We start from the raw sequence: 15,085 nt of genomic DNA, 5'->3' as shown, positions 1-15,085 counted from the left end.
GTGGCTGAATCGAACTTTTTCTTCTTTTACCAAGCTGCAACCGCTCCATCTGTCCGAGATTCTGTCCCGCCAGCAAGCACTCCTGTCTCAGGGTTTCTCCAAATAATCTGGCCTCTTCCAAAGGTCCCGCCATCTGGCATCACTTCAAGATCATGTCCTTTTCGCTGCAATGCTTGAACCAAGTAATTTGGAAATTCAGATTCTACATGAATTTTCTTGCCTCCTATCCATTGCCATCTCGGTGCATCTAGTGCCGCTTGAGGATTGAGTAAAAAATCCAAGGTATTCGTCACAACTTGAAAATGACCTTGTGGCTGCATATAGCCTCCCATCACTCCAAATGGACCTATTGCTTTTCCGTCTTTCGTTAAGAATCCAGGAATAATTGTATGGAAGGTTTTTTTACCTGGTCTTAGTACGTTTGGATGATTTTCATCGAGAGAAAAATCTGCTCCACGATTTTGAAGACCGATTCCCGTTCCTGGAATAACGATTCCAGAGCCGAAGCCCATATAGTTACTCTGGATAAAGGAAACCATATTGCCTTCTTCATCAGCTGTTGCCAAATAAACGGTACCCCCTGCTGGAAGTTCATAAGGAACTGGATCGATCGCAGTATCACTAATAACAGCAGCTCGCTTTTTAGCATACTCGTCAGACAGTAGGTGTTCTACTGATACAGGCATATCTTTCTGTTCGGTTATATAGGCTTGACCATCCGTATAAGCCAACTTCATCGATTCGATTTGTTGATGAAATGTTTTTGCAGAATGCCACTCTGGCGTATCTAACTGGCTAAAGATATTCAATGCCATCTGTGTAACCATTCCTTGACCATTCGGTGGGATTTCCCATACTTGATGATCTTTGTATGTAGTTGCAATTGGATCTACCCATTCTGGCTTGAAACGAGAAAGATCTTCTTTCCGTAAAAATCCACCGTGCTTTCGCATAAATACATCTATTTTATCGGCAAAAGTTCCTTCATAAAAGTCTTTAGCATTAGTTTCACCAATTTTGCGAAGCGTTTCTGCATGATCAGGAGATTTCCAAACTTCTCCTACTGCCGGAGCTTTGCCTTCAGGTGCGAATGTATCAAACCAAGCTTCAAATTCTTTTGTTTTATGTGATTTTTTAAAACTAGTGTAAGCTTTCTCCCAATATTTGCTCAAAACCGGTGTCAGTGGGTAACCTTCTTCTGCATAGTCAATAGCAGGTTGAAGTGCTTCAAGTAGAGAAAGTTTTCCGAATTTTTGAGAAAGCTCAGCCCAAGCACCAGGAACTCCTGGTACAGTTACCGGTACGAGTCCATGTATCGGTATTTTTTCGTGACCAAGAGCTTTAACAGCTTCGATTGTTAAAGCATCTGGTGACGGCCCTGATGAATTCAAGCCATGCAGTTTATCGTTTACCCATACCAGTGCAAAAGCGTCACCTCCGATACCATTCGACGTTGGTTCTAGCACAGTCAATGCTGCTGCAGTCGCAATAGCTGCATCGATTGCATTTCCACCTTTTTTCAGTATGTCAATTCCAGCTTGTGCCGCTAGAGGCTGTGAAGTAGCCACCATTCCTTTCTTCGCAAATATTGTATGCCTTTTTGATGAAAAAGGATGATTTAAATAATCCAAAGTTATCCCCCTACCTTTTCTATTGATTCTAATTTACAAAATATTTATTGGTTAATACTTTAATGAATTAACTTATTGAAATCTTACAAAAATTTTAACCATTAGTAAAATTAAATATATTTAATGTTATAATTAAAAAAACTCATGATAGGAGAGATGAAATGGATCACAGACTCGAAATATTCGTTACAACAGCAGAACAAAAAAGCTTTACACGCGCTGCTAATTTGCTTCATCTGACCCCTTCAGCCATTAGTTTGAGTATTAAATCACTGGAAAAAAAGTTAGATACTAAGCTATTCGACCGAACGAATAAATATGTACAATTAACAGAAGCAGGTTCAATCGCTTATACACATGCTAAAGAAATCTTGATAAAATACAACGATATGAACCAGTCACTTATTGATTTAGAGCCAGCAAAGAATATGCCAATCTCTATCGGTGCGGCATATACGTTTGGTGAATATTTCCTTCCGGAAATTCTCTATGCTTTTTATAAAAAGCATCCGAATATCTTACCGAATATTACCATCCAAAACTCAAAAGTTATTGCAGAACAAATTCATAAGCAAGAACTAGACATTGGTTTTATCGTAGAAGCAGACGTTGCAGAGTATCATGTAGACGTCGATTTGTTCTCAGAAGAACTGATGCTCATCGTATCGCGGCCTGATCATCCTCTCAATAAAAACTCTTCTATAGACAAAAAAATGTTAGAAACGGAGACTTGGATCATTCGAGAAGAAGGTTCTGGCACAAGAGACGTTACAGATAAATTGTTCAATCAACTTGGTATCTCACCTAAACGAATTATGAGTTTTGGCAGCTCCCAGACTATTAAAGAGTCTGTAGCACTTGGTCTTGGCATCTCATATCTATCCGAATCGATTATCAAAAGCGATATGCAAGCTGGTACACTGAAAGGTTTTAGTGTAAGCAATTATCCCAATGAAAGCCGCTTCCATTACATTACTCATCAATCGAAATTTCATTCCCAAGCTGTACAAACTTTCAAGGATTTTTTAGACTCCTATGTGATAAGAGAAAGTTTTTCGACCCATACGAAGAAAAAAATTAAAAATTAGTATGGTGTATCTTCTCTTTATGCTGAGAGTGAATTTATCAATAAAAAAGAATATCTTCGTTAACAAGCAGAACATCTTTCCCTTTGTCACAAGTTCCTTTTTAATCACTACCAGCTAAAAAAACGTCACTTTCTGGAGTCCAAATCCAGAGAGCGACGTTTTTTTATATAATTCAATCACAGACGAGAACTGTCTAGATAATTATAGTAACCCAATTGTTATAACGCCTTGAAATCATGTAGCGTTTGTTCAGATTCTATTTCTGTCGAAGCCATTACTAACACTGAGTACAATAGTATACCCAAAGCTATAAAAAAATTATATCCATATTATTTTTGTTTTTCCATATAATTTTTCATAACTGTTTTTGTTTTTATTTTCAACTGGTTATAAGCATTAGCCATCGCATAATCTATCGCTACCGTCTCATTCACAATCGAATGGATTTCGACAAAATAAGGATTTAACAAGCTATAACTCATCGGATCAACCATACCAGAAATCAAGATAACTGGTATATCGGCTCTTTTTCCAGCCTCTGCGATGCCAAAAGGTGTTTTGCCAGATAGCGTTTGGCTATCGGTTTTGCCTTCTCCTGTCACAATCAAATCGACATTCTCTAAATGAGTTTGAAACGAGGCAGCTTCTAAAACCACATCAACTCCACGTCGCATGCTTCCTTCGAAAAATGCTTGCATCGCACCACCCGCGCCACCCGCAGCACCTGCCCCTTTCTTATTATGTAGAACTGTGCCTGTTAGTCGTTCGACTACGTCTGCAAAATTCCGCAAATTGTCATCGAGTTGCAAAATCATTTCAGACGATGCTCCTTTTTGCGGTCCAAATACTGCTGAAGCTCCTTGTTCACCAATCAAAGTATTTTCTACGTCACAAGCAATTAGAAATCTACTCGTTGAAATACGATGATCAAATTTTGAGACATCTATCTCAGCAAGTCTATCGAGTGCTCCACCACCGCGTGCTAACTGTTGTCCTTTTTGGTCTAGGAATAACATACCAAGAGCTTCGAGCATTCCTGTTCCACCGTCATTGGTGGCACTTCCCCCAAGTCCAATGATAAAAGTGCGAAATCCTGCATCCAACGCACAACGAATCAATTCTCCAGTACCGAACGACGAAGCAGTCAGTGGATTTTGTTCATGATCTTTCAACAGCGTCAATCCGGATGCTTCTGCGATTTCAATGACACAGGTTTTGCCATCTCCTAAAATTCCGTAACAAGCTGAAATTTTCCTTCCAAATGGATCTTCAACTTCGTGAGCTACTAATGCACCATCTGTCGCTTCGACCATAGCAACCATAGTTCCTTCACCGCCATCTGCCGCAGGCAACAAGTGAACTTCTACTGAGCTATCCAGTTCTTGTATCCCTTCAGCCATTGCTTGCGCTGCTTCAATTGCAGATAAACTGCCTTTAAATGAATCAGGTGCTACAATAATTTTCACCCCATAAAACCTCCTTGTCATTTAAATAAATCGCTATATGAAATTATAATAACAAAATCGATGGTTTTACTAGATTAGATCTGCTTAGCTTTACAGACACTGTCATTGTATATGTGGTATTAGCTCTAAATGATTAAATAGACTATCAGGTTAACTGTTATTTATCGCTTGTAGTTTATAATTTTTACGCGAAAAAACGTTTAGATAATTTTGATTATTCATTAATTGCGTTTAGTTCTGTGTACCTGTATTTCTTTATTCAACCTTATATTAAGTTATACTTATCATTTCGTTGAGTATAATTAACTTTACTTGAAAGAAGTATTTTCGTAAAATTCACACTAGTATCACGGATTAAGGAGGAAAACCAATGGCAAGAAGCACTTCTACAGACAAAGGTCCTAACAATATTGGTATTCGTCGCTTTTTTAAAGTTCCACATGTGTTTGTTCTATTATTTATCATAGTTATTATTGCAGCACTTTCAACTTATGTGATTCCAGCTGGAGAATTTGATCGAGTGGAAGATCCAGAAACCGGAAGAACACTGGTAGAAGCGGGTACGTATCAAACGGCTGAACAAAACCCAGTGGGAATTTTTGAAGTTCCAGGTCTCTTCATCACAGGGTTAAACGAAGCCAGCGACATCATTCTTTTCATCTTTGTGGTGGGAGGCGCGTTCCAGATTATTACAGCTACAGGTGTCTTTGACGCAGTAGTACGAAAAGTGACAGGTGCACTCGGCAATAAGGAAATCCTTATTATCCCCTTGTTTCTACTACTATTTTCTGTTGGCGGCTTTACGATTGGTATGACGGTAGAAGGAATGGCCCTCGTACCACTGGCGATTGCGCTTGCTCGGTCACTCGGTTATGACGCAATTACAGGTGTATCGATGGTTTTGATTGGTGTCTACTGTGGATTTATTGCTGGACTCATGAACCCCTTTAATGTGGGTGTCGCCCAAGGAATAGCTGAACTTCCGCTCTATTCGGGCATGTGGCTCAGAATAATCGTACTTGTAGTGCTGCTTGTATCCTCAAGCTTGTTCTTAATCCGCTACGCGCAAAAGATCAAAAAAGATCCGAGCAAAAGCATCGTTCTAGAAATGGAGCAAAACCGATCGGTAGAAGAACTACCTCTTGAATCAGGTCGGTTCCAAACAAGACAATATTTTGTCCTACTGACAGTCATTTTAGGTCTTGGTGTCCTCGTTTGGGGAGTTTCAACGAAAGCATGGTATATCAACGATATTGCCGCTTTGTTCCTTGCCATTGGTATTATTGCCGGTCTTTGTGCAAAAATGGGGCCAAGTCGGATTGCAGAAGAATTTATCCTCGGGGCAAAAGCCTTTACACTGGGTGCATTGATAGTTGGGATTGCCATGGCGATTCCAGTTGCACTTGAAGAAGGAATGATCATCGACTCAGTCATTAACGGATTAGCAAGCGTTATCGTCTTTTTGCCGGATGCAGTCCAAGTACTCGGTATTTATGTAGCACAAACTATAACTAACTTCTTCATTAATTCAGGATCTGGACAAGCAGCTGCTACAATGCCGCTTATGGTACCATTAGGTGATTTGATTGGTATGTCTCGACAGACAGGCGTTTTGGCGTTTCAACTCGGTGACGGTTTCACAAATTTAATTTTCCCGACCGGTTCGACGCTGATGGCTTATTTGGCGGCATCAGGTGTACCCTATGAAAAATGGGTTAAATTTATTTGGCCGTTAATCCTCATTTGGTTTGTCATTGGCGGCATCTTCGTTGTATTCGCTGATATCATTCAGTATTAACAAGACGAAAAAGACTCAGATAAGAGGCATGATAAATCAATGCGAGATTAACTCATTTTGAAACATCTTTTTAATGTAAGTACTCTTTTATCTATAGGTAGAAAAACTCCAGTCCCCTGCTTTAACTAGGCGACTGGAGTTTTTTATTATCACTTTCAGTTTTCTATCAATAGACAGGTATAAATCCATTTATACCTGTTTGGGCTTGCTTACTAGTAAGTTTGCTCTTTAAGAAAGCCTCAAGTTTTTTTCTCCAAATCCTCCAATCTCTTTTCCAGTTTGGTTAGTTTACTCGTTGCTGTAGTACTTAAAATAAATCCAATCAGGCCGAAAGAGAATCCTGTCATTCCAAAAGTAAATCCCAAAATTGCAAACGTCTCCACCTAATCCACTCCTTAGTATTTGATTATGTTAATTCTTAATACCTGGTTGTTATTTTGCAGTATTGCTATTGTAGTCAATGGCGAGAGAAAAGCTTGATACTCATTATGAAGAATGACCATAAACCGATTCCAGACAATAGAAACACACAGAATACCTTTAAAACATCAAAACCTGTCGAAATTTCAAACCAGCCACTGAACAAAAGAATAGGTAAAACAGTAACTAGCATTATGCAAAAGTGAATAATGCTTTGTTTAGTTAGACTCCATCTATCAATACTGTAAATTACAGATGTGGCACCAACGAAAAACGAGATCAAACTAACCCAAAAAGTACTTTCAGCATCCCTATACTGTCCTTGAAGATAAAGCAACAAAGCAATTCCACCCATAATGACTAATGGAATTCCTCCTCTTAAAAGAACTTGAAAAATCACCATGGCTATGACCTTCTTTCGAAGAATTTTAAATTCCACTTCAAGCGGTGACTATGTATTCAATAAGAAAAATACTCAATGAGACATTATTCAAGATTTTTTCTCTATCTCAAAAACTTTCTTTTCAAGTTTTTTAGTTTAGTCACAGCTGTCAAACTGAAAACAAATTCCATCAACTCAAAAGTAAATCCCAATATATTAAAAGTCTCCACTTAAACTAGCTACTACTGGAAAAAAAGGTATAATCGTTTTTATTTTAGCCGTTGCACTGATAGTTGCTTGCATTCAATTCCCAATGCGTAACGCCTTGTCTTTGTTCTGCAACACTGCCAAAACACTTAATGCCGCAAGAAGACTAGTCTTCGGATTGTTTGGCATCGGATTGTTTTCGACGGTTAATTCAATCCGTCCAAAATCCCCTATCGCTTCGATGGTATGCGTATTTCGCACAACGTCCGGATCGACAATAATCCGTACGATGGTTTTTTCAAAACCAATTCCAGCAAGTGCGAGCGTCATTGCCACATTAACGTTTTTTGGAAACTTCTCGACAGCTTGATAAGCAGAACCTTCGAATATCACTTCCTCTTCGTCTGCTTCGATACCAAGAGATGCAGGTGACTTTCGTGTCGTGATTCGAACTTGTTTTAAGCCCCCAGTTGCTTTAGCCGATTGCAATACGTCTAATCCGCCAATTGCGCCAGATGGCAAGAAAACTTGCGCACCTACAGACCCCGCTACCCGTTCCACTTCCTTTAAAAAATCGCTATCTTTAAACACGCCAATGCTACTAACAACCAGGTCTTTCTTGTAAGCAACTACTTCTTTAGCATATAAACCCGCCACTTCTATCGTCGCTGCTTCTACGACGATATCAAGTGGTGTTTCTAAAAATTCGTGAATGTCGGTATGAAAGTCCACACCAAATTGCTCGCTCAAGTGTGATCCTACTTTTTGATTGCGGCCAAAAACGGCTATGACTTTCCCTTCGACCATCTGATTACTGTTTACTTGTTCTAGTAAATAGGCTGCAATGTTACCGGTTCCAATAATTCCGATCTTCATGATTGTCCTCCTCACGTAATGCTCGAATTCTACGGTTCTTCCTAAAGTGTAAGCTATTTATCGGTTACTTTCACAACTTTCCTTCCATCTAAACAAAACCCGCAGTCAGAACTGTCCTGATTACGGGTTACTACAATACAGAAAGCATTAAACACGATCTACTTTTTTCGGTAAGTTCTAGACGCATGGGAATAACAAAACAACAAGCGCCATTAAAATTACCAGACTGCAAAACAGTTTCTAGTAATATGACTCAGTGTAGGCAATGCTTCTATATTATTCGATTCTTTTGGTTGCTGATTGGACGTTCTTACCAGGATTCAGTAAATTTGCTGGATCTAGTGCAGCTTTTATTTTCTCCATAACATCAAGTGCATGTCCGTGTTCTTGTTGTTGGTATTTCTGCTTACCAATTCCAACACCGTGTTCTCCTGTAGATGTACCGCCTCTTTCAAGTGCATACAACACAATGCGTTCGTTAAACTCTTGTGCTTTTGCTACTTCTTCTGCATTATTCATATCCATCATGATCAGTGCATGGAAGTTGCCATCTCCGACATGCCCAACGACTCCTCCAGGTAAATCTAATGCCACCAAGTTTTCACGCGCATGTCCGACAGCTCCTGCTAATTCTGAAATTGGCAGACATACATCGGTTACCATCATCTTTTTTCCAGGATGGCTATGAATATAGGCATAAGCCAATGTATGACGCGCTTCCCATAGACGGTTACGCGCTGCGGTATCTGTTTCAAACGCAATTTCTTCACACGCATGTTCTTGAACAATTGCCTCCATAAATTCGACATCTTGTTTTAAACCCGCTTCGTTGCCGTGAAATTCTAAAAATAAAGTTGGTTTTTCTAAATAAACGGTATCATTGTACTTGTTCACTTGCTTCATCGATTGTTCATCAACTAATTCAACGCGGGCAATTGGAATGCCGGCCTGCAAAATGGAGACGACAGCTTCAACAGCGTCTTTTACTGTAGGGAACGATGCACGAGCTGCGGTGACGAACTCAGGAATTCCATAAACACGCAGCGTCATTTCCGTAAAGCACCCGAGCGTTCCTTCAGATCCAACAAATAAACCGTTTAAATGGAGACCTGATGAAGATTTCGCGGCTTTGTTACCTGTGTGAATGACTTTTCCGTCTGCTAAAACCACTTCTAAATCACGCACTTGATCGCGCATGACGCCATACTTCACAGAAGTTGTGCCACTTGCATTTGTTGCAGCCATTCCCCCAAGTGTTGCATCTGCTCCTGGGTCTACTGTGAAAAACAAGCCGTATTTTTTTAATTCTTTATTGAGCTGTGTCCGTGTTACTCCTGGTTGCACTCTTACCAAAAAGTCTTCTTCATATACTTCCAATACTCGATTCATCAATGAAAAATCAATAGTGATTCCACCATTTTCGGGGATGACATGCCCTTCTAAACTGGATCCGAGACCAAATGGGATAACAGGAATTTCGTGTTGTGTGGAAATTTTCATAATTTCAGAAACTTGTTCTGTGGTTTCTGGGAAAACTACAATATCAGGGAGTTTCATTTGATGATACGACTCATCTTGACCATGGAGTTCTTTAATGGTTTCATTCATGCTGATTTGCTCAGCTGTTAAATGTTCTTTTAAGTGATCGAGGACAGTTTCTTGATTTGTCATTGTCATAGATGTTCGCTCCTTTTTTACTTTTCTATAGTTAATACTGGTTTTATTTTGTTTTCCGCGAAATTGGTCCAACCAATTAAAACCAATTATACATAATAATCTGAAAAGTACAACGTTTTTTTAAAAGTCATTGCAGATTTTATGCTGTATGATAAAGTAAATCTAAAAAACTAGCAGGAGGAGCGTTTATTTTGAATCCGAAGAAAAAGACTTATGAATTGATTGTGGAACAAATTCATCTTCTCTGCCTGGAACAAAACTTGCAACCGGGAGATCGTCTTCCTTCTGAACGCGATCTTGCCAGTTTGTTTGGTGTCAGCCGCAACTCCATAAGAGAAGCTTTAAAAGACTTGGAAAGCAAAGAATTTATCGAAATCCGACAAGGGGGTGGGAGCTTTCGTGCGTCGTCTAAACGCGACCTTCTCGGCGATGAACTTCGGACGCATATCGATAAAGCAAAGGCCATTTTGATCGATGAAATGCTCGAATTGCGACGTGCTTTTGAAGTAGAAGCTGCTTTTCTAGCTGCCCAACGAGCCACTCCCAAAAACCTGGAAGCCATAAAAAAGGTACTTATTCAAATGGCTAGAGCTAAAAGCGATCCTGAAAAAGGTGTTCAAGCAGACGTTGATTTCCATTTACAAATCGCCTATGCCACAAAAAACCAATTACTGATTGATTTAATGGGAACGTTAGCAACACGAATAGAAGAAAACATCCGCGAAACACGTAGGCATCGCTTTACAGAGTCTAATCGTCATCAAGAAACGCTCAACGAACACGAAGAAATTTACAACGCCATCGCATCTCAAAACAGTGACTTAGCTAAACGACTGATGGGACAGCACATTTCGCGCGTTCGCTCTGAATTACACAGCTCTTTTTAACTACTAAAAGCCATCTTTGATTTTTTCAAAGATGGCTTTTTCCACTAGTCATATTTCAATAAAACAGATCCGTAATCACATTAAACAACCCGGTAATCCCGTACATGATCATTGATACACTAAATGCCCCAACGACAAAATAAACGACGAGTTTGAATCCGTCAAAAATCGTGCCAACTACATCATCCATGAATCGTATCACCTTCACCTAGTCACCTCTTCTCAGATTTCGTCCCTAACTATAGCGTCTTTATGTGTTCTCAGCTTGATCACGTTTCACAATTTTATCACTAACTTGTTGGCCACTCAGTGTCACCATTGGCATACCACCACCTGGGTTTACTGTGCCCCCGACAAAGTACAGATTATCGTACAATTCGCTTTGCTTTTTATGTTTGAATCCCCCATTTTTCTTTTTATCAGAAACTGTTCCATAAATAGCGCCTCTATCTGATCCGTAAACACGTTCAATGTCGTGTGGTGTCCAGACGTCACGTGTCACAATATTTTCCCGCAGCCCGTCTAAGCCCATACGTTCTAATTTATCAAGCACCAGTTCTTCAAAATCCGCATATTGCTCAGGTGTAAATGGATTATCTTGAATATACGGAATATGTGGCAAAATTTTAATGTTCTCATGTCCTTCTGGTGCTTGAGATGGATCGGTTTTATTCACATTTACTAAATAGATAGTTGGATCATCAGGCAACTCGTGTTTTTCAAATACTTTCTCCATTTGTTCATGCAAGTTTTCTGAGAAGAAAAAGTTATGATGATTTAAGAATGGATAGGTTTTTTTTACGCCCAGATGCAGCACAAGACCTGAACTTGCAGGTTCATACTTTTTCTTCAAGTCAGCAACAAACGCTTCGTCTGTAGCGACCATTTTTTTATAAAACGGAATAACTTCCATATTGGATACATAATAATCTGCGGTTTCGAATGAACCATCTTCTAGTTCAATACCAACGATTTTGTCTTCTTCACTGGTCAACGCACGAATCACACCCATACTCGTATGCAGTTTGACACCTATTTCTTCTGCAAGTTTTGTTAATCCTTCCGCCAATTTATGCGTACCGCCTTTCACGTACCAGCACCCTTGCGCGTGTTGCATGTAAATCATCATATTGAGAACAGCAGGTGCACTGTAAGGAGAAGAGCCCACGTATTTAACGTAATACGACAGCATGTCACGCAAGTGTGGATGGCTTATGCGTTTCGAAATCGCGCTATACATCGTTGAGGTCAAATCGAATCCAGTCAACGTCGCTATGATGCCGTTTTGCGCCACTGCTTCTTGCGGTGACTCAAAGCCCTCTTTTAAATAACTGCGCTCTGTTGTTTTGTAAATCTTCTGCGCGTATTTTAATAACGCATAATACTCTTTCATGTCTTTGCGAGAAAGTGAAGGATTTTCTCGTTCCATCAAGTCAAGATCATGATACAAATCCAATCTGGTGCCATCTGGGAAAAACGAACGCCATTCCCGGTTTAGTCTTTGAATTTGCACATAATCTTCCATCCGCTTGCCGCTGCCTTGGAACAATTTATCAAAAATATGGGGCATTGTTAAAATAGATGGACCTAAGTCAAAACCAAATCCGTCTTGTTCGAGGCGATTTACTTTTCCGCCAATATGGTCATTTTTCTCATATAAAGAAACCGCATATCCTTTTTGAGCAAGAGAAATAGCTGCTGATAAGCCGCCAAGTCCCCCTCCAATTACAATTACGGATTTTTGTAGACTACCCATATTTATATTCCGCCTTTCTTATTCACCGTTATGTTTTCTATCAACAGATCAACACATCGCTATAGCTCTTTTGATTCCCTATCTATTGGTGTTAAAAACTTGCATTATATAGTTTTTGTATAATTTTAATACATACTTTATTATAGAAGCTGAATTGTCTGAATGTCCATATTGAATCACTCCAATAACAAGATCCATCGCTAGTCATTCCATCAAATAAGTAATATTGTGGCTCGAAGCGTGCGTATTTTTCACTGAACGTGCGTAAGTTGTTCGCGACCGTGCGTATATTTTTCTAACCGTGCAGAATTGCTCCGGAGCGTGCGTATTTCAAAATAAGCGTGCAGAAGCTGCTTAACATTTCTTTTTTAGGGAAAAGTAGATTTTAAAATTACGTTCAGCCAAAACCTTTTAACACTTGTTGCGCCATCTACTTTTTTTAAACAACAAAAATTAGGTTATATTTCACAAAGAAAAGAACCTTTAAAGTAACTCTATGTTTATAAAAAACCCGCAATGTGGATGTATACATCCACATTGCGGGTTTCGTTTTATTTTTTCAAGCTTTCAATATAAATCTGTCTCACACTGGCAATAATCTCTTCTTTACAAAATCCCAGTGTTTGCTGTTGATATAGAAAAAGATCAGGGCTTAGTGCCGCGACTAACGAATGAGTAGTCAACGTGACATTCAATTTTCCTATTTCTTGTTGCTGGATAGACTTTGAATACAAGCCAGAAATAATTTCATGTAAATAAAGAAAAACGGGATGATTGAATTGCAACAGTTGAAGCTCGCGACTGTATTCATTTTTAATGACGACAAGCATTGTTGCTTTGCCATCGATGTAATCAGCAATTTTTTCGATGATGCTACTTAACTGTGCTAAAGGGCTTTGGTCTTGGTTGCTAGAGAGGAGAAATTCATCTAATTCTTTTAAGAAGTCTTGTGTGTTATTGCTCAAAATCGCCATGCAAATTTCACCTATATTGGAATAGCGACGGTAAAGAGTTGCTTGTCCAATTTCTGCGACTTTAGCGATTTGGTGCATGGTCACATGTTCAACACCTTGTTCTTTAAACAACTGGACAGACACATTTATTATTCGATTTTGATAGTCTACTGGCTTTTTTCCAGACTTCAAGGTCTTGGAGTTGTCTTGAATTTCAGTCATGTTAAAGCCTCCCCGCTGTTTTCAGAAAAAATATGTTCAATAGTAAATAATAGCGATTGACATTACGGACAGTTGTCCGTATTATTCTTTTAGCGGACAATTGTCCGATTTGATTATAACAAGCAAACTAAACAGCAGTCAAATAGATTTGACAAACAATTGGAGGCACAAAATGGAACAAAATGCGGCACCAGAAGAATTTCGAATTACAAGTATTATTGTACCTTTGCTAGCAATCATTTCAGGCGTATTCATGGTTGTTTTGAACACTACCTCGATGAACGTAGCATTGTCTACTTTACTGAAAGATTTAAATACAGATTTCCCAACAATCCAATGGACAGTGACAGGTTATATGCTTGCCCAAGCATCGGTCATTCCGCTTGCCGGCTGGTTATCCGACCGGTTCGGAGCAAAAACAGTTTTTTTAAGTTCTATTGCCTTGTTTACGATGGCATCTGTTTTATGCGCGTTACCAAACAGTGCCGGCTGGCTAATCGCTTTCCGTATTATTCAAGGACTGGGCGGAGGCTGTGTGATTCCTGTTGCAATGGCTTATGTGTATCGTTTGAGCCCCCAACACAAAGTTGGAACAGTCATGGCTATGATGGGGATTCCGATTTTGTTTGCACCCGCAATTGGCCCGGTTCTTTCAGGCTGGCTCGTTGAATTTTATTCGTGGAGATGGCTATTCATCATTAATATTCCGGTTGGTATTATTGCAATCTTACTCGGATTAAAAACACTTCCAAAAGTAGAACGTCAAACCGTAACTGGCATCGATTTACCGGGTATGATTTTAGCACCTATTGCTTTTGCGGGATTGTCATACGGTGTCATTGAAGGTGCAAACAGTTGGACTTCTTTCCAAACCCTTGCTGGGATTATCATCGGTGGCATCGCGTTACTTGCTTTTATCATCCGTGAGTTATCGACTAAAACACCGTTACTTGATCTTCGCGTATTCCGGTCTATCGATTTTTCTATTGGAATCGTCGTACAATGGATTGGACAATTCGCTTTGTTCGGTGCAATTTTCCTATTGCCGCAGTTTCTTCAGCAAGCACGTGGTTTTGGTGCATTCGATACAGGAATGATTTTATTGCCACAAGCAATTGCCTCGATGATTGTTATGCCCATTGCAGGTTATTTGTTCGATAAATTCGGTGTCCGTTGGTTAGTTGTTATTGGGCTCGGACTCGTATCAGCTGCCACTTATCAATATGCTCAAGTTGACATCACAACTGTCGGCAAAGATTTAATGGTGCCGTTGATCATGGCAGGAGCCGGCATGGGTATGATGACCATGCCGATGAACACGCATTTGTTCAACAAAGCACCGCGCGACTTAGTTAGTCGAGTCACATCACTAACAAATTCGATGCAGCAAGTGATCAACTCACTTTCTGTCGCTACATTGGTAACAATTTTATCAGCTCGAATTACGTTCAGAACCGATGAGTTAACAGCCGCTGCCGCTACAGGAACAACCGCCTTAACGCCAGAAGCGATGCAACAATCGATGGCTGAAGTTGCCGCCAATTCTTTCGGGGATACATTCGGCATCATGGTCATCGTAGCAATCGTCGGAGCGGTTCTGGGCTTGTTTTTACGTCGTGATAAACCTGCTGTTCCGGAAACAAAAACAGCCGCAGCTACTCTTGCAGAAAAAGAAGCAACTGTGTAAATCCCGCTAACTTTGAGCTCCAAAAGCTAGCACTC

General features: G+C 39.8%; 13 protein-coding genes. 4 read left to right on the top strand and 9 right to left on the bottom strand.

What is annotated here, in order from left to right; translation table 11 throughout:
* Window positions 1-26: 26 nt before the first annotated feature.
* Complete coding sequence (locus I858_RS03680) at window positions 27-1,631, bottom strand: gamma-glutamyltransferase family protein (protein ID WP_049694861.1); 1,605 nt, start codon at window positions 1,629-1,631, stop codon at window positions 27-29.
* Window positions 1,632-1,792: 161 nt separating this feature from the next.
* Between I858_RS03680 and I858_RS03675 the strand changes: the two genes are divergently transcribed.
* Entirely contained in the window at window positions 1,793-2,719 is a 927-nt protein-coding gene (locus tag I858_RS03675) for a LysR family transcriptional regulator (protein WP_049694862.1), read from the top strand.
* 329 nt (window positions 2,720-3,048) lie between these two features.
* Here the strand turns inward: I858_RS03675 and I858_RS03670 are convergent, their stop codons facing one another.
* Entirely contained in the window at window positions 3,049-4,185 is a 1,137-nt protein-coding gene (locus tag I858_RS03670; protein WP_049694863.1) for a glycerate kinase, read from the bottom strand.
* A 370-nt stretch (window positions 4,186-4,555) separates the two neighbouring features.
* Here I858_RS03670 and I858_RS03665 point away from each other — a divergent pair, with 370 nt between their 5' ends.
* On the top strand, window positions 4,556-5,983 hold the full coding sequence (locus I858_RS03665) for a YfcC family protein (protein ID WP_049694864.1): 1,428 nt from the start codon (window positions 4,556-4,558) through the stop codon (window positions 5,981-5,983).
* Between the two features lie 239 nt (window positions 5,984-6,222).
* On the opposite strand, the gene I858_RS17170 is transcribed toward I858_RS03665, so the two are convergent.
* The 4 genes from I858_RS17170 to I858_RS03650 all read right to left on the bottom strand — a co-directional run bounded on the left by I858_RS17170 (window position 6,223) and on the right by I858_RS03650 (window position 9,545).
* The gene (locus I858_RS17170) at window positions 6,223-6,366 is read right to left on the bottom strand and encodes a hypothetical protein (protein ID WP_204249439.1); all 144 of its coding nucleotides are present in this window, start codon (window positions 6,364-6,366) and stop codon (window positions 6,223-6,225) included.
* Window positions 6,367-6,440: 74 nt separating this feature from the next.
* The gene (locus I858_RS03660; RefSeq protein WP_049694865.1) at window positions 6,441-6,806 is read right to left on the bottom strand and encodes a DUF3021 family protein; all 366 of its coding nucleotides are present in this window, start codon (window positions 6,804-6,806) and stop codon (window positions 6,441-6,443) included.
* Between the two features lie 282 nt (window positions 6,807-7,088).
* Window positions 7,089-7,868 carry an aspartate dehydrogenase gene (gene nadX, locus I858_RS03655; RefSeq protein WP_049694866.1) on the bottom strand — a complete coding sequence of 260 codons (780 nt, stop codon included), beginning with the start codon at window positions 7,866-7,868 and terminating at the stop codon, window positions 7,089-7,091.
* Window positions 7,869-8,144: 276 nt separating this feature from the next.
* On the bottom strand, window positions 8,145-9,545 hold the full coding sequence (locus I858_RS03650; protein WP_049694867.1) for an FAD-binding oxidoreductase: 1,401 nt from the start codon (window positions 9,543-9,545) through the stop codon (window positions 8,145-8,147).
* 191 nt (window positions 9,546-9,736) lie between these two features.
* Here I858_RS03650 and I858_RS03645 point away from each other — a divergent pair, with 191 nt between their 5' ends.
* Window positions 9,737-10,432 (top strand): FadR/GntR family transcriptional regulator, encoded by a 696-nt coding sequence (locus tag I858_RS03645; RefSeq protein WP_049694868.1) that lies wholly within the window; start codon window positions 9,737-9,739, stop codon window positions 10,430-10,432.
* A gap of 55 nt (window positions 10,433-10,487) precedes the next feature.
* On the opposite strand, the gene I858_RS16895 is transcribed toward I858_RS03645, so the two are convergent.
* The 3 genes from I858_RS16895 to I858_RS03635 form a co-directional block, all read right to left on the bottom strand.
* Window positions 10,488-10,640, bottom strand: a complete 153-nt coding sequence (locus I858_RS16895) for a hypothetical protein (RefSeq protein WP_157886474.1) — start codon at window positions 10,638-10,640, stop codon at window positions 10,488-10,490.
* 42 nt (window positions 10,641-10,682) lie between these two features.
* Window positions 10,683-12,188 carry a phytoene desaturase family protein gene (locus I858_RS03640; protein WP_049694869.1) on the bottom strand — a complete coding sequence of 502 codons (1,506 nt, stop codon included), beginning with the start codon at window positions 12,186-12,188 and terminating at the stop codon, window positions 10,683-10,685.
* Window positions 12,189-12,739: 551 nt separating this feature from the next.
* Window positions 12,740-13,363, bottom strand: coding sequence for a TetR/AcrR family transcriptional regulator (locus I858_RS03635; RefSeq protein ID WP_049694870.1), 624 nt, complete (start codon window positions 13,361-13,363; stop codon window positions 12,740-12,742).
* Window positions 13,364-13,535: 172 nt separating this feature from the next.
* Between I858_RS03635 and I858_RS03630 the strand changes: the two genes are divergently transcribed.
* A complete protein-coding gene (locus I858_RS03630) occupies window positions 13,536-15,050 on the top strand; it encodes a DHA2 family efflux MFS transporter permease subunit (protein WP_049694871.1) in 1,515 nt (504 codons plus the stop codon).
* The last annotated feature ends 35 nt before the right edge of the window (window positions 15,051-15,085 follow it).

Origin of the sequence: Planococcus versutus (genome assembly GCF_001186155.3) — a bacterium.
Classification (GTDB): domain Bacteria; phylum Bacillota; class Bacilli; order Bacillales_A; family Planococcaceae; genus Planococcus; species Planococcus versutus.
Note: the sequence above shows the minus strand (reverse complement) of the source record. Positions and strands in the feature narration are given on the sequence as shown.